The sequence below is a fragment of the Nocardioides sp. genome, assembly GCF_964228225.1.
Taxonomy (GTDB): Bacteria; Actinomycetota; Actinomycetes; order Propionibacteriales; family Nocardioidaceae; genus Nocardioides.
In genome coordinates this window covers 32,188-53,138 of sequence record NZ_CAXQZB010000078.1, presented here as the reverse complement: position 1 = coordinate 53,138, position 20,951 = coordinate 32,188, and the positions used below count along the sequence as shown (strand labels likewise).

Annotated in this window: 20 protein-coding genes and 1 tRNA gene; 11 read left to right on the top strand and 10 right to left on the bottom strand. The window is 73.1% G+C overall.

Annotated features, from left to right (window positions below; all coding sequences use genetic code 11):
- Positions 1 to 24: 24 nt before the first annotated feature.
- From ACERUJ_RS17990 to ACERUJ_RS17980, 3 genes are all read right to left on the bottom strand, one after another.
- Positions 25 to 693: a Type 1 glutamine amidotransferase-like domain-containing protein gene (locus ACERUJ_RS17990; RefSeq protein ID WP_370250263.1), complete on the bottom strand. Its 669-nt coding sequence runs from the start codon at positions 691 to 693 to the stop codon at positions 25 to 27.
- A gap of 155 nt (positions 694 to 848) precedes the next feature.
- Positions 849 to 1,490, bottom strand: a complete 642-nt coding sequence (locus ACERUJ_RS17985; RefSeq protein WP_370250262.1) for a DUF4304 domain-containing protein — start codon at positions 1,488 to 1,490, stop codon at positions 849 to 851.
- A 121-nt stretch (positions 1,491 to 1,611) separates the two neighbouring features.
- Positions 1,612 to 1,698: transfer RNA gene (locus ACERUJ_RS17980), tRNA-Leu, on the bottom strand.
- 210 nt (positions 1,699 to 1,908) lie between these two features.
- On the opposite strand from ACERUJ_RS17980, the gene ACERUJ_RS17975 reads away from it, so the two are divergent.
- Genes ACERUJ_RS17975 through pknB form a run of 7 tightly spaced genes read left to right on the top strand, consistent with a single transcriptional unit; the run spans position 1,909 to position 10,786 of the window.
- Positions 1,909 to 2,646 carry an FhaA domain-containing protein gene (locus tag ACERUJ_RS17975; protein ID WP_370250261.1) on the top strand — a complete coding sequence of 246 codons (738 nt, stop codon included), beginning with the start codon at positions 1,909 to 1,911 and terminating at the stop codon, positions 2,644 to 2,646.
- Positions 2,639 to 3,130: an FHA domain-containing protein gene (locus tag ACERUJ_RS17970; protein ID WP_370250260.1), complete on the top strand. Its 492-nt coding sequence runs from the start codon at positions 2,639 to 2,641 to the stop codon at positions 3,128 to 3,130. The genes ACERUJ_RS17975 and ACERUJ_RS17970 overlap by 8 nt, the downstream gene beginning before the upstream one ends.
- Positions 3,127 to 4,569, top strand: a complete 1,443-nt coding sequence (locus ACERUJ_RS17965) for a PP2C family serine/threonine-protein phosphatase (protein WP_370250259.1) — start codon at positions 3,127 to 3,129, stop codon at positions 4,567 to 4,569. Before ACERUJ_RS17970 ends, ACERUJ_RS17965 begins: the two co-directional genes overlap by 4 nt.
- Before the next feature lie 13 nt (positions 4,570 to 4,582).
- Entirely contained in the window at positions 4,583 to 5,983 is a 1,401-nt protein-coding gene (locus ACERUJ_RS17960) for an FtsW/RodA/SpoVE family cell cycle protein (RefSeq protein WP_370250258.1), read from the top strand.
- Positions 5,980 to 7,437: a peptidoglycan D,D-transpeptidase FtsI family protein gene (locus ACERUJ_RS17955; RefSeq protein WP_370250257.1), complete on the top strand. Its 1,458-nt coding sequence runs from the start codon at positions 5,980 to 5,982 to the stop codon at positions 7,435 to 7,437. Before ACERUJ_RS17960 ends, ACERUJ_RS17955 begins: the two co-directional genes overlap by 4 nt.
- Complete coding sequence (locus ACERUJ_RS17950; protein ID WP_370250256.1) at positions 7,434 to 8,954, top strand: protein kinase; 1,521 nt, start codon at positions 7,434 to 7,436, stop codon at positions 8,952 to 8,954. Before ACERUJ_RS17955 ends, ACERUJ_RS17950 begins: the two co-directional genes overlap by 4 nt.
- Positions 8,954 to 10,786, top strand: coding sequence for a Stk1 family PASTA domain-containing Ser/Thr kinase (pknB, locus tag ACERUJ_RS17945; protein ID WP_370250254.1), 1,833 nt, complete (start codon positions 8,954 to 8,956; stop codon positions 10,784 to 10,786). Before ACERUJ_RS17950 ends, pknB begins: the two co-directional genes overlap by 1 nt.
- A gap of 181 nt (positions 10,787 to 10,967) precedes the next feature.
- On the opposite strand, the gene ACERUJ_RS17940 is transcribed toward pknB, so the two are convergent.
- Positions 10,968 to 11,441: a cell division protein CrgA gene (locus ACERUJ_RS17940; RefSeq protein WP_370250253.1), complete on the bottom strand. Its 474-nt coding sequence runs from the start codon at positions 11,439 to 11,441 to the stop codon at positions 10,968 to 10,970.
- A gap of 97 nt (positions 11,442 to 11,538) precedes the next feature.
- On the opposite strand from ACERUJ_RS17940, the gene ACERUJ_RS17935 reads away from it, so the two are divergent.
- Positions 11,539 to 12,303 (top strand): DUF881 domain-containing protein, encoded by a 765-nt coding sequence (locus ACERUJ_RS17935; protein ID WP_370250252.1) that lies wholly within the window; start codon positions 11,539 to 11,541, stop codon positions 12,301 to 12,303.
- A 98-nt stretch (positions 12,304 to 12,401) separates the two neighbouring features.
- Here ACERUJ_RS17935 and ACERUJ_RS17930 read toward each other — a convergent pair whose 3' ends face one another.
- Complete coding sequence (locus ACERUJ_RS17930; RefSeq protein WP_370250250.1) at positions 12,402 to 13,325, bottom strand: rhomboid family intramembrane serine protease; 924 nt, start codon at positions 13,323 to 13,325, stop codon at positions 12,402 to 12,404.
- Between the two features lie 31 nt (positions 13,326 to 13,356).
- Complete coding sequence (locus ACERUJ_RS17925) at positions 13,357 to 13,869, bottom strand: peptidylprolyl isomerase (RefSeq protein ID WP_370250249.1); 513 nt, start codon at positions 13,867 to 13,869, stop codon at positions 13,357 to 13,359.
- 214 nt (positions 13,870 to 14,083) lie between these two features.
- On the opposite strand from ACERUJ_RS17925, the gene ACERUJ_RS17920 reads away from it, so the two are divergent.
- Positions 14,084 to 14,701, top strand: a complete 618-nt coding sequence (locus tag ACERUJ_RS17920) for a hypothetical protein (RefSeq protein ID WP_370250248.1) — start codon at positions 14,084 to 14,086, stop codon at positions 14,699 to 14,701.
- Between the two features lie 41 nt (positions 14,702 to 14,742).
- On the opposite strand, the gene ACERUJ_RS17915 is transcribed toward ACERUJ_RS17920, so the two are convergent.
- Together ACERUJ_RS17915 and ACERUJ_RS17910 are read right to left on the bottom strand one after the other, a co-directional pair.
- Complete coding sequence (locus tag ACERUJ_RS17915) at positions 14,743 to 15,078, bottom strand: DUF3817 domain-containing protein (protein ID WP_370250247.1); 336 nt, start codon at positions 15,076 to 15,078, stop codon at positions 14,743 to 14,745.
- Positions 15,075 to 15,860, bottom strand: a complete 786-nt coding sequence (locus tag ACERUJ_RS17910; RefSeq protein ID WP_370250246.1) for an SURF1 family protein — start codon at positions 15,858 to 15,860, stop codon at positions 15,075 to 15,077. The genes ACERUJ_RS17915 and ACERUJ_RS17910 overlap by 4 nt, the downstream gene beginning before the upstream one ends.
- Positions 15,861 to 15,911: 51 nt before the next feature.
- On the opposite strand from ACERUJ_RS17910, the gene ACERUJ_RS17905 reads away from it, so the two are divergent.
- Entirely contained in the window at positions 15,912 to 16,694 is a 783-nt protein-coding gene (locus tag ACERUJ_RS17905; protein WP_370250245.1) for an MBL fold metallo-hydrolase, read from the top strand.
- 444 nt (positions 16,695 to 17,138) lie between these two features.
- On the opposite strand, the gene ACERUJ_RS17900 is transcribed toward ACERUJ_RS17905, so the two are convergent.
- Both ACERUJ_RS17900 and ACERUJ_RS17895 read right to left on the bottom strand, forming a co-directional pair.
- The gene (locus ACERUJ_RS17900; RefSeq protein WP_370250244.1) at positions 17,139 to 18,125 is read right to left on the bottom strand and encodes a hypothetical protein; all 987 of its coding nucleotides are present in this window, start codon (positions 18,123 to 18,125) and stop codon (positions 17,139 to 17,141) included.
- A gap of 61 nt (positions 18,126 to 18,186) precedes the next feature.
- Complete coding sequence (locus ACERUJ_RS17895; protein WP_370250243.1) at positions 18,187 to 19,659, bottom strand: sulfatase; 1,473 nt, start codon at positions 19,657 to 19,659, stop codon at positions 18,187 to 18,189.
- A gap of 103 nt (positions 19,660 to 19,762) precedes the next feature.
- Here ACERUJ_RS17895 and ACERUJ_RS17890 point away from each other — a divergent pair, with 103 nt between their 5' ends.
- The gene (locus ACERUJ_RS17890; protein WP_370250242.1) at positions 19,763 to 20,296 is read left to right on the top strand and encodes a hypothetical protein; all 534 of its coding nucleotides are present in this window, start codon (positions 19,763 to 19,765) and stop codon (positions 20,294 to 20,296) included.
- The last annotated feature ends 655 nt before the right edge of the window (positions 20,297 to 20,951 follow it).

The following is a 20,951-nucleotide window of genomic DNA, read 5'->3' as shown; positions in this document are numbered from 1 at the left end:
CGACGCCCACCCCGGCCGCGACGATCAGCCGAACCGACACCAGGTTCCGGTCGAGACGACCCGCACGTCGTCGCCGTCCACCACCACCGCGCCGTCGTCGTCGAGACCGTAGGCGGGGTGGCCCAGCCCGGCCGCCCACTCCTCGGCGGCGGCGCGGGTGTTCTCGGTCAGGTCGGGGTGGTCCAGGTGCGGGAACAGGCAGAAATCGACCAGCCCGAGGGCCGCATCACCGCCGCCTGGCGGCTCCCAACCCACGAACTCAGGCCCGATCCGCGGGGTCAGCACCATGCTCCCGGCGCTCATGCCGACCCAGACGGTGTCGCCGAGCTCGGGCACCAGGTCCAGCAGCCCGCTCTCGCGCATCCAGTGCGCCAGGTAGAGGGCGTCCCCGCCGGAGACCAGCAGTGCGTCGGCCAAGCGGACCAGCTCACGCCAGCGCTCGCCCCCGATGCTCGGCAGCGCCGTGAGCTCGAGCAACGACACCGACCGCCACCCGAGGTCGACCATCGGCTGCGCCGACCGGCCGGCCACGAACTCCCAGACCCGCTCCCCCGGTCCCGCGTACGGATGGCCGTACATCGCGGTGGGGATGCACACCGCCGTGGCCTCCTCGATCGGGCGCCCCAGCAGACCCACCAGCTCGGCGCGGAGCGCCTCGTTCGACACCCCGCCCGAGGTCAACAACAGCTTCACCGTGATCTCCTCCTCAACCTGCCCGGGCCGACCGACGGTTCCGACCGTGGTCGGCTCTCGGGCTCATCGCGACCGCACCACACGGCTCGACGGCAGGGAGTGCGACCGGTGGGTCGAGCGACGCCGGCCCCCGCGGCCTGATCCTCGCAGCGGACCTAGGGCGAGGGCCGATGGGTGGCGACCCAGGTGGGGACGAAGTCCACGAAGTCGGAGATGACGTCCGCGAGGACGCCGCCGGGCTCCTGGGCCAGCTCCCGCAGCAGGCGGTCGAGCTCGTCGCTCGGGCCGAGGGACGCCAGCAGTGCCGCCACCGACATCCCCCGATGGACCGTGATCTTGCGACCTGGTGCCTGGGGGGCTGTGCGGGCGTAGTCGAGCAGCACGTGCGGATCGAGGAGCGCGAGGAGCTCCGGGAGCCGGGCCGCGAGGGTGTCGGTCAGGAGTCGGCCTGCAGCCTCGTCCGACAGGTCGAAGGACCAGTGGTCCGCCCGTAGAGGCAGCCTGCCCGGCACCCGGAGCCGGTCCTGCCACAGCCCCATGGCCTCGCTCGAGCCCTTCCTGGCGGTGAAGTCCCGCCAGATCTTCGGCAGGACATACAGATTGACGAAGAACTCCGCGTCATGGACCCCGAGCCTGAACGGCTGCACGTACACGGACGCCACATCGCCGCGATCGTTCTCACGGCGGAACCAACGACCTTGGCGCTTGAAGCCGGCCTCCCGGAGCACGGGCGACATTCGGTCGCGCACCACCTCATCAAGGGGCCTCACCACGGGACCGATGACATCGCGGACCACCGCCGTCGCGCAAAGACGGTCGCCTCGTGGGTCGCCCGCTCCGATCGCTCCCGGCCCCCAACGCACGAAGCCGGGCCCTGGGAGGACCCGGCTTCGTGATCCAGGTCGACTTCCCCTGGTGTGGTGCGCGAGGGGGGAGTTGAACCCCCACGCCCTTTCGGGCACACGGACCTGAACCGTGCGCGTCTGCCTATTCCGCCACTCGCGCAAGTAGCCAGCGCAGACTATCGGAGGCCGTGCCGCTTCCCCAAACCGGGCCCGCGCGGCGCACGTCGGACGGCGCCGCGCCGCGGCGTCGGACGGGCCAGCGGGAGGCCGGATCGGTAGCATCGGTGACGCGACCGGCCCCGGGGCCGGCTGTCGTCATGCCGGTACACGGGTCGGCACGACGCCCCACGATGCGCGAGGAGGTGCCCGGATGGGTGGTCTGGAGCGCTTCGAGCGACGGCTGGAGTCGATGATCTCCGGTGCCTTCGCGCGCACCTTCCGCAGCGCGGTGCAGCCGGTGGAGATCGCCGCGGCCCTGGAGCGCGAGCTCGACAACAACGCCCAGATCCTCTCGCGCGACCGGCGGCTGGTGCCCAACGACTTCCACGTCGAGCTCGCCCCCACCGACCTGCAGCGGCTCGCGCCCTACGACTCCACCCTCGCCCGCGAGCTCAGCCAGACCCTGCAGGAGCACGCACAAGCGCAGAGCTACGTCTTCCCCGGCCCGGTCAAGATCGACTTCGAGCCCGCCACCGACCTCACCACCGGCCGCTTCCGCATCCGCAGCGCCGCCCAGGCCGAGGTCAGCGGCAGCGCCACGCCCACGCAGGTCGGCCGCGCGCAGGCGGTGCTGGAGATCAACGGCACCCAGCACCCGCTCACGCCGCCCGGCGTGGTGATCGGGCGCGGCAGCGACGCCGACATCCGCATCAACGATCCCGGCATCAGCCGCCGGCACGCCGAGTTCCTCGTCACCGCCGGCCGCGACGGGCAGCCCCCGCAGGTGGAGGTGCACGACCTCGGCTCCACCAACGGCCTGCTGGTCGACGGCCGCAAGGTCCCCCGCGCCACGCTGCGCGAGGGCACCGAGGTCCGGGCCGGCACCACCGTCATCCGGTTGCGCATCGTCGACGCCGGACCCATCGCAGGAGGCTGGTCGGGTGTCTGACGAGCTCACGTTCTTCGTCATCCGGGTCGCCTACCTGGCGATCCTGTGGATCTTCGTGCTCGCCGCGATCTCGGTCATCCGCTCCGACATGTTCGGAGCCCGGGTGCCCGACTCCAACCGCAACGCCGCGCCCGCCGCCCGCGGCGCCCAGGCACGCCCCGCCAAGGCCGCCCGCGCCAAGCCGCGCCGGGGCGCCCCCACCCAGGTCGTCATCACCGCCGGCAGCAACGCCGGCATCGCCGTGCCGCTGGCCGAGGCCCCGATCCTGATCGGCCGCGGCAACGACGCCCAGATCCGCCTCGACGACGACTACGTCTCCACCCGCCACGCCCGGATCGCCGCCTCGGGCGACCAGTGGTTCGTGGAGGACCTCGGCTCCACCAACGGCACCTACATCGGCACCGTGCGGATCACCCAGCCCACCACGCTGACCCTCGGCACCCAGGTGCGGATCGGCAAGACCGTGCTGGAGCTCAAGAAGTGACCGAGGCGGGCGGCGACGGCCCGGACACCGCGCCCGACACCCAGCCGCGGGGCACCGAGCTCCCGCAGCGGCTGGCGCTGTCCTACTCCGCCATCTCCGACGTCGGCCGGGTGCGCAAGGACAACCAGGACTCCGGGTACGCCGGCGCGTGGGTGCTCGCGGTCTGCGACGGCGTCGGCGGCGCCGCGCGCGGTGACATCGCCTCCTCCACCGCGATCTCCGCACTGCGCATGCTGGACGCCGCCCCGCCCAACACCAGCGACTCCCTGCTGGACCGCGTGGGCCGCTCGCTGCACGAGGCCCACGAGCAGATCGGCCGCGTCGTCGACGCCGACGCCACCCTCAACGGCACCAGCACCACCGCCACCGTCGCCCTCTTCGACGGCCACCGCGTCGGCATCGGGCACGTCGGCGACAGCCGCGCCTACCTCTTCCGCAGCGGCGAGATCTCCCAGCTCACCACCGACCACACGCTGGTGCAGACCCTGATCGACGAGGGCCGCATCACCGAGGCCGAGGCCCGCACCCACCCCCACCGCAACCTCATCCTCAAGGCCCTCGACGGCGTGCACGAGGCCGAGCCCGACCTGTTCGTGCTCGAGCTGGTGCCCGGCGACCGGCTGCTGCTGTGCTCCGACGGCGCCAGCGGGGTGCTCGACGACGGCCGCCTCGCCGACATCCTGTCCACCGGCTCCCCCGACTTCGCCGCCGTCGAGCTCGTGCGGGCCAGCCTGGAGGCCGGCAGCTCCGACAACGTCACCTGCCTGGTGGCCGACGTGCTCACCGAGGCCGACGCCGCCGCCGACCCGCACGTCGCCGAGCTCGAGCCACTGCTGGTCGGCGCCGCCGCCGAGCTCAAGCGCCGACTGCCGCGCGGGCTGTTCCGCGGCCACCGCTCCGGCGACACCGGCGAGCTGGAGCCGATCGAGGCCGAGCTCGCCGACATCCCCGGCATCCCCGAGGGCATCGGCTGGGTCATCCCCACCGACCCCGTCTACGACCCCGAGTCGCTGCGCTACGCCCCCCAGGCCCCGCCCCGGTTCCGCGCGCTGCGGATGCTGATGGGTCTGGTCGTCGTGGCCGGCCTGGTGTGGGCCGGCCTGGCCGCCACCTGGGTGTACGTCCAGCAGCAGTACTACGTCGGCGAGGAGGACGGCGTCGTCGTGATCTACCGCGGTCTGGACGCCTCGCTGCCCGGCTTCCCGCTCTCGGAGGTGGTCGTGCGCTCCGACATCTCCCTCGACGAGCTCTCGGAGTTCGACATGGAGACCGTCACCGACGGCATCCCCGCCGACAGCCTCGCCGACGCCCAGCGCACCGTCGAGGGCCTGGACCGGGTGGCCGTGAGCACCCCCGACCAGCCCGGCGGCACCACCGACCAGCCCACCGACCAGCCCACCGCGACGCCGTCCCCGACGGCGTCGGGCAGCGGCGGCTGAGGCGGCCGGACCCATGAGCACGCTCGACCCTGCCGTCCAGGGCTTCGTCCACCGCCGTCGTCGCGGTGCGGAGCTGTTCCTGCTGCTGCTCGCGCTCGCCGTCGGCGTGGGCGGTTACGCCGCCGTCGGCCTCGGCGTGGAGGACCGGATCCCGCCCGACCTCGCCGGCTACGGCGGCTGGCTGAGCGTGCTGATCCTCGCCGCCCACGTGGCGGTGCGGATGGTCGCGCCCTACGCCGACCCCGTGCTCCTGCCGCTGGTGGCCGCGCTCAACGGCCTGGGCCTGGCGGTCATCCACCGCATCGACCTCGGCTACGCCGCCGACGGCCGCACCACCGACTTCGCCCAGAAGCAGCTGATCTGGATGACCCTCGGGGTCGTGCTGTTCATCGGCGCGCTGCTGATCCTGCGCGACCACCGCGTGCTCGCCCGCTTCACCTACACCCTGGGCCTGGCCGCCATCGTGCTGCTGCTCACCCCGCGCGTGCCGGGGCTGGGCACGAGCATCAACGGCGCCAACATCTGGATCGCCGTCGGCCCGTTCAGCTTCCAGCCCGGCGAGGTCGCCAAGGTGCTGCTGGTGATCGCCTTCGCGGGCTACCTCGTGCTGCACCGCGACGCGCTCGCCCTGGCCGGACGCCGGATCCTGTTCGTCGACCTGCCGCGCGGGCGCGACCTGGGCCCGATCCTGGCGATGTGGCTGATCAGCCTCGGCATCCTGGTGTTCCAGAACGACCTGGGCTCCAGCCTGCTGTTCTTCGGCCTGTTCCTGGTGATGCTCTACGTCGCCACCGAGCGGCCGGGCTGGCTGGTCGTGGGCGCCGGGCTGTTCTTCGGCGGCGCGCTCGCGGCGTGGCGGGTGGTCGGCAACGTGCAGAACCGCGTCGACATCTGGCTGCACCCCTTCGACTACTACCGCGCCCCGCGCCCGCCCTACTCCGACCAGCTGGTCGAGGGCATCTTCGGCATGGGCTGGGGCGGCCTGCTCGGGCGCGGCTTCGGCAACGGCGACCCCACCCGCGTCACCTACGTCGAGAGCGACTTCATCATGTCCGCGATCGGCGAGGAGCTCGGCCTCACCGCGGTGCTGGCGGTGCTGCTCTGCTACGGCCTGATCGTGGAGCGCGCCTTCCGCATCGCGCTCATCTCGCGCGACAACTTCGGCAAGCTGGTGTGCGTGGGCCTGGCCAGCGTGTTCGCGCTGCAGGTCTTCGTGGTGATCGGCGGCGTCACCCGGCTCGTGCCGCTCACCGGTCTCACCACCCCGTTCCTGTCCTACGGCGGCTCCTCGCTGGTGGCGAACTGGGTGATCATCGGGCTGCTGATGCGGATCTCCGACGCCGCCCGCCGGCCGCTGCCGGACCTGGAGAGCGCGCCCGCCGACGACGAGTCGACGCAGGTGATCAAGCTGTGAACAAGCCGATCCGCACCGTCGCGGTGTTCTCGCTGTTCCTGTTCCTGGCGCTGATGCTCAACGCCACCTACCTGCAGTTCGTGAAGTCGGGCAGCCTCAACGACGACCCGCGCAACGGCCGCGTGCTCAACGCCGCCTACTCCAGCGAGCGCGGCGCGATCCTGGTGGGCCGCACCCCGGTGGCGCGCAGCGTGAAGGTCGACGACGAGTTCCAGTACCTGCGCACCTACCCCACCCCGTTCGTCTACGCCCCGCTCACGGGCTACTTCACGCGCGGCTCCGCCACCGGCATCGAGCTGTCGCAGAACTCGGTGCTCTCCGGCGACGACGAGCGGCTGTTCCTGCCGCGCCTGGTGGACCTGTTCAGCAACCAGGCCCAGCGCGGCGGCAACGTGCAGCTCACCATCGACCCCGACGCCCAGCAGGCCGCCTACGACGGCCTCGCGGCGCTGGCCGACGGCGTGCGCGGCTCGGTGGTCGCGATCGAGCCCGACACCGGCAAGGTGCTCGCGATGGTCTCGATCCCGAGCTTCAACCCCAACAAGCTCGCCACCCACGACTTCACCGCCTCCGCCGAGGACTACGAGCGTCTCGACGCCGACGACTCCCAGCCGCTGCTCAACCGCGCCATCCAGCAGCGGCTCTTCCCGGGCTCGACGTTCAAGATCGTCACCGCCGCCGCGGCCCTGGAGTCGGGCCGCTACCGCGGTCCCGACGCGCTCGTGCCGGGCGGGGCGACGTTCCAGCTGCCCCAGACCCGCGGCGAGTCCGGCCTGGTCGACAACGAGGGCCGCGACTGCGGGTCGGGTGAGATCACCCTGCGCCAGGCGATGGAGCAGTCGTGCAACACGACCTTCGCCCAGCTCGCGATCGACGTGGGTGCGGAGGACCTGCTGCGCCAGGCCGAGAAGTTCGGCTTCAACTCCACCGCCCTGGAGGACCTGCCCGGCCAGGCCGAGTCGGTCTTCCCCGAGAAGCCCAACCCGCCGCAGCTGGGCCAGTCCGGGTTCGGCCAGTTCGAAGTGCAGGCCACGCCGCTGCAGATGGCGATGGTGGTGGCCGGCATCGCCAACGACGGCGTCGTCATGCGCCCCTACGTCGTGAACCAGATCCAGTCCCCCGAGTACGACGCCGAGGTGACCGATCCCGAGGAGCTCTCGGAGGCGATCAGCCCCGAGACCGCCGAGACCCTCACCGAGGTGCTGGTCTCCACCGTCGACAACGGCACCGCACTGCCGGCCGCCATCCCGGGCGTGCCCGTGGCCGGCAAGACCGGCACCGCCCAGCGCGCCGAGGGCCTGGCCCCCTACGCCTGGTTCGTGTCCTTCGCCCCCGCGGACAACCCGCAGGTGGCGGTGGCGGTCATGATCGAGCAGGCCCCGGGCCGGGAGATCGCCGGCGGTCAGCTCGGCGGCCCCATCGCCAAGGCCGTGATGGAAGCGGTGCTGCAGTGAACGAGCCCACCCCCGCCGCCCGCTACGCCGACGACGCCGGCCGCTACCGCCTCGAGGGGCGGATCGCCACCGGCGGCATGGGCGAGGTCTGGCGCGCCACCGACACCCTCCTGGGCCGCGAGGTCGCGGTGAAGCTGCTCAAGGCCGAGTACGCCGACGACGCCCTGTTCCGCACCCGCTTCGAGACCGAGGCCCGCAACGCCGCCGCGCTGCAGCACCCCGGCATCGCCGCGGTCTACGACGTCGGCGAGCGCACCACCGTCGACGGCCCGAACCACCCGCAGCCGTTCCTCGTGATGGAACTGGTGCCCGGCCAGCCGCTCTCGGCGCTGCTCATCCCCGACCGGCCGCTGGCCCCCGCCGCCGTCACGACCCTGCTCACGCAGGTCGGCGACGCCCTCGGGGCCGCCCACCGGGCCGGGATCGTGCACCGCGACGTCAAGCCCGCCAACCTGATCGTGACCCCCGACCAGCAGGTGAAGGTCACCGACTTCGGCATCGCCCGCGCCGCCGACGCCGCCGCCATCACCCGCACCGGCGCGGTGATGGGCACCCCCCAGTACCTCGCGCCCGAGCAGGCCGAAGGCAAGCCCGCGACCGCCGCCTCCGACGTCTACGCCCTGGGCGTGGTGGCCTACGAGTGCCTCGTGGGACGCCGCCCGTTCGAGGCCGACTCGCCGGTGGCCACCGCGCTGGCCCACCTGCGCGAGCCGGTGCCCGCCCTGCCGCCGAGCGTGCCGGCCGACCTCGCCGCGGTGGTCACCCGCGCGCTGGCGAAGTCCCCCGCCGAGCGCTACCCCGACGGCGCCGCGTTCGCCGCCGCGCTGCGCGACCCCCGCACCGCGGCGGTCCGGCCGCCGGCCCCGCGCCCCGCGCCCGCCCCAGTGCCGGTGCCCGTGCCCGACGCCACCGCCACCCAGGTGCTCGGCACGACCGCCGCCGTGCCGGTGCCCGCCCCCCTCACCTCCACCGTGGCCACGACCCGCCCTGGCGGTCCGCCCTGGCTCGCGATCGCCGCGGTGGTGCTGCTGGTGGCGCTCGCGATCGTGGTCACCCTGCTGTTCACCGGCGGCGACGACGAGCCGGTGGTCCAGCAGCCCACGACGTCGGTCAGCCAGACCCCGTCCACGAGCCCCTCGCCCACCGAGGAGCCCACGGACGAGCCGACCGAGCCCACCGAGCAGCCCACCGAGGACGACACCGTGTTCGTCGACGAGGGCATCTACGTCGGCCAGCCGGCGTCGCAGGTGGAGCAGGCGCTGCGGGCCCTGGACCTCGAGGTCGAGCTGATCGAGGCCGAGAACACCAACCCCGACCTCGACGGCCTGGTCACCGACCTCACGCCCGCCGGCGACGTGCCGCGCGGCACGACCATCCAGGTGACCTACAACGGCACGGCCCCCGAGCCGACGCCCACCCCGACTCCCACCCCCACCCCCACGCCCACGGACCCGGTCCTCCCGACCGACCCGGGCACGGTGTCCCCCCCTGCCCCGACCGCTGGAGGTACCGGCTGATGAACGACGCGAGCACTCCCGGCGGCGCGCCCCTGGTGGGCGGCCGCTACGAGCTCGGCGAGCTGCTGGGACGCGGCGGCATGGCCGAGGTGCGCAAGGGCACCGACACCCGGCTCGGCCGCACCGTCGCGGTCAAGCGCCTGCGCACCGACCTCGCCAGCGACGCCACGTTCCAGGCCCGGTTCCGGCGCGAGGCGCAGTCCTCGGCCTCGCTCAACCACCCCTCGATCGTGTCGGTCTACGACACCGGCGAGGAGGTCGACGCGCTCACCGGCATCGGCCAGCCCTACATCGTGATGGAGTACGTCGCGGGCCGCACGCTGCGCGAGATCCTGCGCGAGGGCCGCAAGATCCTGCCCGAGCGCGCACTGGAGATCACCAGCGGCGTGCTCTCCGCGCTCGACTACAGCCACCGCGCGGGGATCATCCACCGCGACATCAAGCCCGGCAACGTCATGCTGACGCCGTCGGGCGAGGTGAAGGTGATGGACTTCGGCATCGCGCGGGCCATCAGCGACGCCGCCAACTCCATGACCCAGACCGCGGCCGTGGTCGGCACCGCGCAGTACCTCTCCCCGGAGCAGGCGCGCGGGGAGCAGGTCGACTCCCGCTCCGACGTCTACTCCGCCGGCTGCCTGCTCTACGAGCTGCTCACCGGCCGCCCGCCGTTCGTGGGCGACTCGCCCGTCGCCGTGGCCTACCAGCACGTGCGCGAGCAGGCCGCGCCGCCCTCGGACCACGACATCGCCCTGCCGCCCGAGGTCGACCTCATCGTGATGAAGTCGCTGGCCAAGCGGGTCGAGGACCGCTACCAGTCCGCGGCCGCGATGCGCGCCGACATCGAGCGCTACCTCGCGGGCCGCCCGGTCGAGGCGGTCGCACCGCCGGTCGTGGCCGCGCCGGTCACCGCCGCCACGCAGGTGCGCCCCCTGACCGCGGCCGTGCCGGTGCCGCCGCGCGGTCCCGACCCCGTACCGCTGCCCGAGGCCGAGGAGCCCGCACCCCGCACCGGGCTGTGGGTCCTGCTCGGGCTGCTGCTGGTCGCGCTGCTCGTGGCCGGCTGGTTCCTCGTCAAGGACTCCCTGTTCCCGGCCTCGCCGGAGCAGGTGTCGGTGCCGACCGTCGTCAACCTCACCGAGGACCGCGCGCGTCAGGAGATCGGCGACGCCGGCCTGATCGTCGGTCAGGTCACCAACGAGTCCAGCGAGCTCGTGCCCAGCGGGTCGGTCATCAGCCAGACCCCCTCCGGCGGCGACTTCGTGGATCCCAACACCACCGTCGACCTCGTGGTCTCGCTGGGCCGGCCCGAGATCGAGATCCCCTCGGTGCTGCGACTGCCGCTGAAGGCGGCGATCGCCGAGCTCGTCGACGCCGGCTTCGCCCGCAACCAGATCGACAAGCAGGTGCAGGAGTCCGACGAGGACGCCAACACCGTGATCGGCGTGAGCCCCGACGTCGGCACCAGCGTGGCCGACGACACCCGGATCACGCTGTTCTACAGCGACGGCCAGGAGGCCGTGCCCGGCGTCCTGGGCCTCACCGGCAAGCAGGCCGCCGCCGCGATCCGCGAGGCGGGGTTCGAGCCCGACGTGCGCGAAACCGACGACACCACCGAGCCGGCCGGCACGGTCGTGGACCAGATCCCGGCCGAGGGCACCACCCTGCCCGAGGGCTCGCTGGTCACGATCTTCGTCTCCACCTACGTCGAGCCGCCGCCCACGCCGGACCCGACGCCCGACCCGACGCCGGACCCCACGCCCACCCCGGATCCGACGCCGGCGCCGACGGACCCGGTGCTGCCCACCCCGCGCGGCGTCGTCCCCCGGGACTGAGTTCTGCACCGGCGGCCCCCACCGACGGGCCGCACGACCCGGACGCACGACCGCCCGGCACTCCGAGGAGGAGTGCCGGGCGGTGTCGTGTCCGGGGCTGTGTCCACAGCCTGTGGAGGAATCGGTGGAGAACTACACGCGTGTCATTCCGTCCACATCAGTGGATAAGTCTGTGGATAACTCACTCCCAGCGGGTGGCGAAGGTGAAGCCGACCGCCATGAACGAGATCCCGACGAACAGGTTCTTCTGGCCGAGGTCGTTGAAGATCGGGACGGACGAGGGGTCCTGGTTGATGGCGTAGTAGACGCAGATCCACGCCAGTCCGATCAGGAAGCAGCCGAGCATGCCGACCACCACGCCGCGGCCCCGGCCCAGCGGCGTCTTGGGGTGGGCCGAGAAGGCGAGGCCGAGCATGAGGGCGGCGAAGCCGATGAGGTAGTTGTAGCCGTCGAGGTCGCGCAGGAAGCCCGGACCGGTCTCCTTGCCCGGGACGCCGAACTCGTCGATCGGGGCCCGCACGCCGACGTAGTAGAAGGCGATCCAGGCGATGCCGCCGAGGATCAGGACCAGGCTGATCAGGAACCGGATCGAGAGGATCGGCCCCCGGTCGGGGTCGAAGGTGACGGGAGCGCTCTCGGACTTGGACTTGGCCACGGTGGTTCCTGTTCATGACGGGCACGGGGCCCGGGATCGGATCTGGGGGCGGGCGTCGCCACGGACGGCCCACCGTTCGCGGGTTACCTTAGTCGGCATGAGCACATCCGACCCGGTACGGGCCCGTCGCCGCTGGCGCCTGGCCACCCCGGTGGTGCTGCTCCTCAGCGGTGCGCTGGTCGTCGTCAGCGCCGTCAACAGCGACGGCACCGACCTGCGACCGGGTCGTTACACCGACCTCGCGAGCCTGGTGCAGCGCGAGTCCGACGACTACACCTCCCTGCAGCGGCAGGCCGCCGACCTGCGCGAGGAGGTCGACCGGCTCTCCGACTCCGTCGACGACCGCGCGGTGCGACGCCTACGCCAGCTGGCCACCCAGGTGTCCGACGACGCCGGCCTCACCGCCGTCAGCGGTCCCGGGCTGACGATCACGATGGGCGACGCACCCGAGGACCGCATCGAGGACGCCATCGCCGATCCCGACGCCGACCTCGACCTGTTCGTCGTGCACCAGCAGGACCTCCAGGCGGTGGTCAACGCGCTGTGGTCCGGCGGCGCCGCGGCGATCACGCTGCAAGGACAGCGGATCATCAGCAGCACCGGCATCAAGTGCCGCGGCAGCGCGGTGCAGCTGCAGGGCCGGCCGTACCCGCAGCCCTACACGATCCAGGCGGTGGGGGACCCCTCCACCCTGCTCGCCGCCCTCGACGCCGACGCCGACGTCGGCGGCTTCCGCGCCGACGCGGCCGACCCCGCCATCGAGCTGACCTGGTCGGTGTCGCCCACCGACACCGTCGACGCCCCGGCATTCGAGGGCACGATCAGCCGCACCTCGGCCCAGCCCGTCGGCCCCGCCGAGTAGCCCGGGGTTTCCGTCGTACCGACCGTTCCTGCTGTTTCCGGGCCGGGGAACAGCACAGACGGTCGGCACGACGCCCACCCGCGGGCCGCCGGTGGACCTCAGGCGAGGGTGACGGTGCGCAGGGCCACCAGCAGGCCGAGCACGAGCAGCACCCCGGCGACCCCGGCGGCCTGGACGGCCGTGCGACGCGGGCCGCGGGGGGCGTAGGCCAGGATCGCCGCCGTCACGAGGCCGCCGAGGAAGCCGCCGAGGTGGCCCTGCCAGGAGACGTTCGGCACGGTGAAGGTGATCACGGCGTTGAGCAGCAGCAGGCCGCCGATCTGGTTCAGGCTGCCGCCGGCCTTGTGGATGATCACGACCAGCGCCCCGAGCAGACCGAAGATCGCCCCGGAGGCACCGACCGTGAAACCGGCGTCGGCGAGCAGGTAGACCACGACCGAGCCGGCGAGGCCCGAGACGAGGTAGACCACCAGGAACCGGGCCCGGCCGAGGATGGCCTCCAGCTGGGGGCCGAGGGCCACCAGGGACAGCATGTTGACCGCGATGTGCCAGATCTCGACGTGCATGAACGCCGAGGTGAGCAGCTGCCAGTAGGCACCCTGCTCCATCCCGGGGACGAACCGGCCGTCGGGGATCGTGGCGCACACCTGCTCGGTGGCGCGGTAGAACGCGCCCGGGGTGCCGATGGACTCGCACAGCCCTGAGCGCACCAGGGCCAGCCGGGGGATCAGGGCACTGTCCCGCCACCCGGTGGCGACGACGGCGAGCCAGGTCGCGACGTTGATCCCGACGAGCACCAGGGTGGTGAGCATCGGGTTGGCCGAGCGACGTCCGCCGTAGGCCGCCGTGGGCTGCCGCACGCTGCGGGCACCCTCGGCCACGCAGGTCGGGCACTGGAACCCGACCGACGCCTCGCGCATGCACGAGGGGCAGATCGGGCGCTCGCAGCGCTGGCAGCGGATGTTGCCCTCACGGTCGGGGTGCCGGTAGCACGCCGTCGTTCCGGGCGGCGGGGTGGACATCGCTCGGCCTCGTCCTGGTCTCGCGGGCCGGTCAGCCCCCGATGATCTCCACGGTCTCGATGACGACGGGGTCGATCGGGCGGTCCATCGCACCGGTGGGGGTGGTGGCGATCGCGTCGACGACGTCGCGCGAGGCCTGGTCGGCGACCTCGCCGAAGATGGTGTGGCGCTGGTTCAGGTGGGGGGTGGGGCCCACGGTGATGAAGAACTGCGAGCCGTTGGTGCCCGGGCCGGCGTTGGCCATGGCGAGCAGGTAGGGCTTGGTGAAGGCCAGCTCGGGGTGGAACTCGTCCTTGAACTGGTAGCCCGGGCCGCCGGTGCCGGTGCCGAGGGGGCAGCCGCCCTGGATCATGAACCCGGAGATCACGCGGTGGAAGCCGAGGCCGTCGTAGAACGGGCCGGTGCGGCCGTTGGGGGTGGAGTAGGCCTTCTCGCCGGTCGCGAGGCCGGTGAAGTTCTGCACCGTGGCGGGCGCGTGGTTCGGGAACAGGTTGAGGGTGATGTCGCCCCGGTTGGTCTTGAGGACGGCCTGCAGATCGGACATGACTGCCTTTCGTGGCGTTCGTGGTGCCGCACGGGCACCGCGCGGGCGGCCGGGCGGGGCCCGGCGGGTCGTCTCCGATCCTCCCAGACCCTCCCAGCGGCTGCGCCAGACCCCGGCGGCGGTGGCGGACCGTGGCCCGCTTGGAGGACTGTGCTGATGTGGGATGGGTTACCTGGTGGGTTCAGCCACCGCGGGCCTGGAGAGGATGAACGACATGTCGAGGCGCAAGAAGAAGTCCCTGATCGCCGCTGCCACCGAGTACGTGGAGGCCGCCGCGGAGCAGACCCGCGAGTTCGTGCACGACACCGCCGTGCCGGCGCTCGCCCACGCCCAGAGCACCGCCCAGCAGGCGGCGCAGCAGGCGGCCGTCAAGGCGGCGGCGTCGGCCCGCGAGACCGCCCAGGAGCGGGCGCTGCCCGCGCTGGTCCACGCTCGCGAGCAGGTGCAGGCCACCGCCGGACCGGCGCTCGCCCAGGCCCGTGAGCAGGCGCGCGCCGCCGCGGCCGAGGCCGCCGACGCCGCCGTGGCGAAGGTCCGTCCGGCGCCGGTGCGCAAGAAGCGTCGCGGCCGGGCGCTGCTGGTAGCCGGTGGCGTGGCCCTGGCCGTCGCCGCGGTGGTGAAGCTGCGTTCCGGCGGGGGCGAGAACTGGCAGTCCGCCGAGGTCCCGGCCCGTCCGAGCACCCCGGCCCCCACCGCCCCGGCTCCCACCACTCCGGTCGACGACGTCGCCGGCGCGAGCCCCGACGAGGCCGTGGCCGACGCCGTCGAGGCGCCGCACTCCGTGACCACCCCCGACGACCCCGCCACCGTGGTGGACGTCGAGGAGAAGTGATCGCGCACTGACCCCCCGGGGACCCCGGGCCCGGATCCGGCTCAGCCGGTGACGAGCTCGGGGTTCTCCGTGCGCACCCGCTGGGCGACGCGGCGCTCGACCCAGAAGATGAGCAGCGGGATGAGCCCGGCCGCGAGCGCCAGCACGGTGAACTGGACCGTCCAGCCCGCCCGTCGCGAGAGCAGGAACGCGACGACGACGTAGATCATGAAGATCCAGCCGTGCACGACCCACATGATGCTGGCGTCCTCGCCGAAGTTCTGCAGGCTGCTGCCCTCGCTGGCGAGGTACTTCAGCGGCAGGGCGACGAAGGAGCAGAACGCGAGCAGCACCCCGACCACGATCGCCAGGACGCGGTAGACACCGAAGAGGTTCACACCGTCGACGGTACCGGGTCCGCGGGGGTGACCGGGTGTCGCTCGTCGCGCACGAAGCGCCACCAGATGTAGGCGGCGAACCCGCCGAAGACCCACCACTCCAGGGCGTAGAGCAGGTTGCGCAGCGCGGTGAAGCGGCCCACCTCGGGCCGGGCCGCGAGATCGGCCGGCGTGAGGCCCGCCGAGGACGGCACCTCGGCGTCGGCGTCGGCTCCCGTCGCCGCCAGGGTGCGGGGCACGTCGGTGATGACGTAGCCGCTGTAGAGGTCGCGCTCGGCGCGCTGGGCGAGGTCGGCCACGCGCAGCTCGGGGAACACGTCGTCGGCGGGGTCGGTGTCGATCTCGCCCCCGGAGTCGGCCGGCTGGAGGTAGCCCACCAGGTCGGCGGTGCCGGTGGGGGCGGGGCGCACGGTGGCGTCGGGCTGCCAGCCGCGAACCACCGGGATGGCCGGTGCCTCGGGGTCGCCGACGCTGAGCAGGGAGACCACCCAGTAGCCGTCGACGTCGTCCTGCCGGCGTCCGCCCACCAGCACGGTGCCCTCGGGCAGCCACGTGCCGACCACCTCGACCGGCTGACCGACATCGGCTCCGGGGAACGGGTCGTCCGGGCCGAAGAGGTCGGTGAGCGGCACGGGGTCGGCCGAGGTGAGGTCGCGCGCCTCGGCGGCGCGGCGGTCCTGCCAGGCGGTGAGCTGCCACCAGCCGAGCGAGCCGGCGATGGCCAAGGCCACCAGCATCAGCGCATGCGCCCCGAGCATCCGGGGAGTCAGCCACGCGCGCACACCTCCAGCCTACGGGCGCGCCGGGAGCGCCCGGGTGGGAGGATCCGGACCGTGATCCACCACCTCAACTGCGGCACCTTCCGGCCCGTGCTCACCGGCCGCCCGTTCGTGGCGCACTGCCTGCTGCTCGAGCGCCCCGAGGGGCTGCTGCTCGTGGACACCGGCTTCGGCACCGTCGACGTCACCGCGCCGCGGCGGCTCGGCGGTGCGTTCCGGGCGGTGATGCGCCCCCGTCTGGAGCTCACCGAGACGGCGCTGTCCCAGGTGCGCGCCCGCGGCTGGTCGGCGCAGGACGTGACCGACATCGTGCTCACCCACCTCGACCTCGACCACGCCGGCGGCGTGCTCGACTTCCCCGGCGCGCGGGTGCACGTCACCACCGCCGAGCTCGGGGCGGCCCGGCACCCGCGCGGCATGGAGCACGGGCGCTACGTGCCGGCGCAGATCGCGGGCGCGGACTTCGTGACCCACGACCCCGCCGCCGCCGACGTCACGGACTGGTTCGGGATGCGCGCCGTCGCGGCCGTGGGCGACGACGTGCTGCTGGTCGACCTGGCCGGGCACAGCCGGGGGCACGCGGGCGTGGCGGTGCGCCGGCCCGACGGCGGCTGGCTGCTGCACGCCGGTGACGCGTTCTTCGACCGCGCCGAGATCGAGGACCCGCCCGGCTGCGCCCGCACGCTGCGGATCACCCAGCGCCTCCTCGCCCAGGACGACGCCGCCCGCCGCGAGGTGCGCGACCGGCTGCAGGCCCTGGCCACCGGCACCCCCGAGGTGCGGGTCATCAACGCCCACGACGCCCAGCTGTACGCCGACTGCCTGCCCACCGGCTGAGCTGGCGCGCGCACCCCGGCCGTCCCTCGCCCCACCCCGTCTCGTGACGGCGCCGGGGCGCCTCCTCGACGACCGTGGATCCCACCGCCGTAGCGGAACCCCACGGCCGTCGAGAAGCAAACGCCAACCCCACGGCTGCCGACGAGCGAGCCCACCCCCACGGTCGTCGAGGAGCGAGCGCCAGCCCCACGGTCGTCGAGGAGCGAGCGCCAGCCCCACGGTCGTCGAGGAGCGAGCGCCAGCCCCACGGTCGCCGAGGAGCGAGCGCCAGCCCCACGGTCGCCGAGGAGCGAGCGCCAGCCCCACGGTCGCCGAGGAGCGAGCGCCAGCCCCACGGTCGTCGAGGAGCGAGCGCCAGCCCCACGGTCGTCGAGGAGCGAGCGCCAGCGAGCGTCACGAGACGCCCGCACCGGAGGGACCGGCGTCGCCCCGGCACCGACCTCGTCAGGGGCAGGCGGCGAAGGGGATCCGGCCGTCACGCGCCAGCGCGAGGGCGGCGCGGGTGTCGAAGCTGGTCCAGCCGATCCGCGCGCCCGCGGGGTCGGCCACCGGCTTGGCGTAGAGCCGGTCGTACTCGGCGGCGTCGGCACCGGTGAGGCCCACGGTGATCCGCGCGCGGGCGAAGACGTCGTCGCGGGGGGCGCCGGAGAGGTGGGCGGTGACGAGCTTGGTGCCGAATCCCAGGGCGTAGGCGTCGAGCTCGCTGAGCCCGCTGAGGTCGACGCTGCCGGAGCTGTCGGGCAGGGCGCTCACGATCGGCTCGCAGGCCAGGCGCAGGTAGGTGCCGATCGCGGGGTCGGCGACCATCGCGAGCAGGTCGGTGTCGGCGGCGAGGCTGGAGGCGGGGTCGGCGGTGGCGCCGAGGGCCAGGACGTGGGCGTCCGGCACGACGACCGCCCCGGCGAGCCCGGCGACGTCGTCGTCGACCGCGCGCTGGACCCCGGCCATGTCGAGGTCGTCGCGGAAGCGCACGACGAGGCCGTCGAGCTGGTCGTCGTCGGTGCCGAAGCGGGCCTCCCAGGCCACGTCGTCCTGGGTGAAGCCGTAGACGCGCTTGAGCCGGCGCTCGGGCAGATCGGGGCTGCGGAACACACCGGTGCTCAGCAGCGGGGAGCGCCGCTCGGCCTTGGCCCAGAACTTCGCGCGCAGCCGGGCGTCGGAGTCGCTGCTGACGTCGTTGAGGCCGAACGCGAGCCGGGCCTGGTCGAAGTCGGTGACCTCCACCAGCGCCGAGTCGGCGGGGATGAGCGAGAGGGCGGCGGCCGCCGGCTCGCGGGCGGGGTCGTAGGCGGGGTCGACCGGGGTGGTGAGCGGCGGCTGGGGGATCGGCGGGGCGTCGTCGCCGCACGCCGAGACGAGACCGAGGACCCCGGCCACGACCAGGGCCGCGGGGATCAGGCGCAGCTGCCGCCGGCGTCGTCGCAGAACCACGGCCGTATGGTCCCACGGATCGCGGTGCGACTCGTGCCGGTCGCGCCAGGTCGGCCGGCGATCAGCCCGGCAGCGGGCGGGCGACCAGGACGTCGGGGAGCGGGAGCGGGGTCTCGTCGGGGCGGCAGGTCGCACCGGCACAGGACCCGAGCTCGGTCAGTCGGGCGAGCAGCGCCTCGAGCACGGCGGCGTAGCGCGGGTCGTCGGCGAGGTTGCGCATCTCGAAGCGGTCCCGCCGGCGGTCGTACAGCTCGAGGCCGCCGCGGGCCCAGGCCAGGAGCGTGTAGCGGCGCGTGCGGACTCCCCGCCACTCCCACCCGCGTCCGGCGAGGTCGGGGCCCAGGATCCCGCCCTGCAGCAGGATGCTGCGCTCGACCGCGGGGCCTGGATCGCGCAGCTGGGGCACCAGGCTGACGCCGTCGACGTCGACCAGCGGGGTGGCGCCGGTGAGCTCGGCGATCGTCGGGGCGAGGTCGATGCCGGCGGCGATCGTCGGGGTGGTGGCGTCGCGCCGCACGCCGGGACCGCGCACCAGGAAGGGCACTCGCAACGCCTCCTCGTAGCCGACGTCCTTGCCGACCAGGCGGTGCTCGCCGAAGAGGAACCCGTTGTCGCTGGTGAACACCACCACGGTGTCCTGCAGCAGGTCGAGGTCGCGCAGCCGGGTGATCGTGGCCGCCACCGCCTGGTCGACGCCGGTGAGCGCGTCGAGGCGGGCCCGCGCGAGTCGCAGCAGCGCGCGCCGCGACAGCACGCCGTCCTCGGCGAGCCGGGGACGGACCGCGGGCCTCGACACCTCCCGCAGCGAGGGGGAGGCGAGCACCGGCGGTACGACGTCGCGGTGCCGGCCCCGGTCGCGCGGGATCGGGATCGGGGGTGCGGTGCAGGCGCCTTCGGCGGGGCAGACCTGGTGCGGGGCGACGTAGGAGGAGATCAGCAGGAACGGCGCGCCGTCCTGTGCCCGGGCGGTGAGGAAGTCGGCGGAGCGGTCGCGCACGTAGGTGGTGTGGTGGCCCGGGGGTGTGGTCTCGGTGCGCCCGTCGTACTGCGTGAACCCGCGGTAGCGGTACAGGCCGTCGACGGTGACGTCGAAGGTGTCCCACCCCGGCTCCGGGCCGCTCGGCCGGTAGCCGTTGAGGTACTTCCCGATCAGCCCCGTCGTGTACCCGGCCTGCTGCAGCCACACCGGTAGCGCCGTCCCGGGGGAGAAGCGGGGGTAGCCGCCCAGCCGCCCGCCGTTGGCCCGCACCCCGTTGTTCTGCGCGTACTGGCCGGTGAGCAGCTGCGCCCGGGCCGGGCAGCAGCTGGGGTGGTTGGCGAGGAACTGCGTGAACGTCACCCCGACGTCCCCGATGAGGTGGCGGGTCCGCGGCATCCACCGCATCTCGGCCAGGGTCTGGTCGTCGGTCACGATCACGACGACGTTCGGCCCTCGCGGCCCCGCGCGGTCCACGGGCGCCGGCGTGCCGCCGATCGCGCTGCAGCCGGTCAGGAGCAGCGCGACGGCGAGCCCGATCTCCACCGCACGACGCATCAGGAGAAGCCTAGGAGAGGTCGCGGTGGCGGACCGAGGTGGGCCGGCGTGGGTGGCGCAGGACCGCTAGCTTCCCGACCGCGAAGCTGCGAAGCTGCGCCGGATGGACGGGTACGCGAGGCATGTCCGGGCGAGGATCTCGCCCGACGACGCTGCCGAGCTCGCGACCGTCGACGCCCTGGCTCTCCGGCTCCGGACCCACATCGCTCAGACCCGCGACGAGATCGCGCTCCTCCACGTCCACGGCGCTCCGAGCAAGGACCTCCAGTCCCACTTCGCACGTCTGCTGCGTCAGGAGCTCGGGTTCGGAGAGGAGGTGGTCCTGACCCCCCAGAGCGGACTGGTGACCCAGGCCCGTCCCGACTTCTTCTTCGAACTCGCGCAGGGGCGCGGGATCATCGCCGAGGTCGAGCGGGGCGGGACGATCACCAACAACCACGATCTGAAAGACCTGTGGAAGGCGCACGTCGCGCCGGACGCGCATCATCTGTTCCTGCTGGTGCCTCACCACAACTGGCGCGCCGACGGTTCCCCGCGCGAGCGGCCGTTCCCGACGGTGGCGCGTCGGCTGGGTGCCTTCTTCGGCGACCCCCGCCGCGAGATCGACGTGCTGAGCGTGCACGTCTTCGCCTATTGATCCGCCTTCTGGACATCCGGCGACAGCCGGACCGTCATCGGATCACGGGCTGCGCCCTCGGGGACTCGAACCCCTGACCCCTGCTTGCAAATGCCTCGGATTGGCCTGCTCTTGCCGAGTTCAGTGTGAAACTGCAGGTCAGAAGGGTCTAAACGGGGACCGACCCGGACATCGCTTCCCCCTAACCACCCCATTGTGCTGCTCCCAGCCTTAGGGGCTAACTGATTCCAGCGACGCAATCAGCACTCTCGGGAGGGACTGGCCATGGCAGGACGACGAGGTTTCGGGGAGCTCGAACGACGCACCGGCGCGACCGATCCTCCTACCGAGCCCGGTACGCGATGCGGACGGATCGCGGCACTCGATGTCCTCGTCGACTGGGGTCGCGGCCTGGCCGGGTCCGAGGTCAGCGCGGTCACGGCCCAAGACCTCGATCCACTGCTGGCGCGCCTCGTCGACGGAGTCCGCTAGGAGGCAGACGACACTACTGCTGACCTGCACCGGCGCATCATCGGGATGAGCTGGTTGAGGCCAGCGGGTGTGTGTCGTTCGTGAAGCGCGAACTGACGATCGTCAGTCCCGGAAGCGACCCACTACATCGGAGGGTTCCCCTATCTTCCTCTCGTGAGAAAGTTGCGACGGCGCAAGGCCGCCG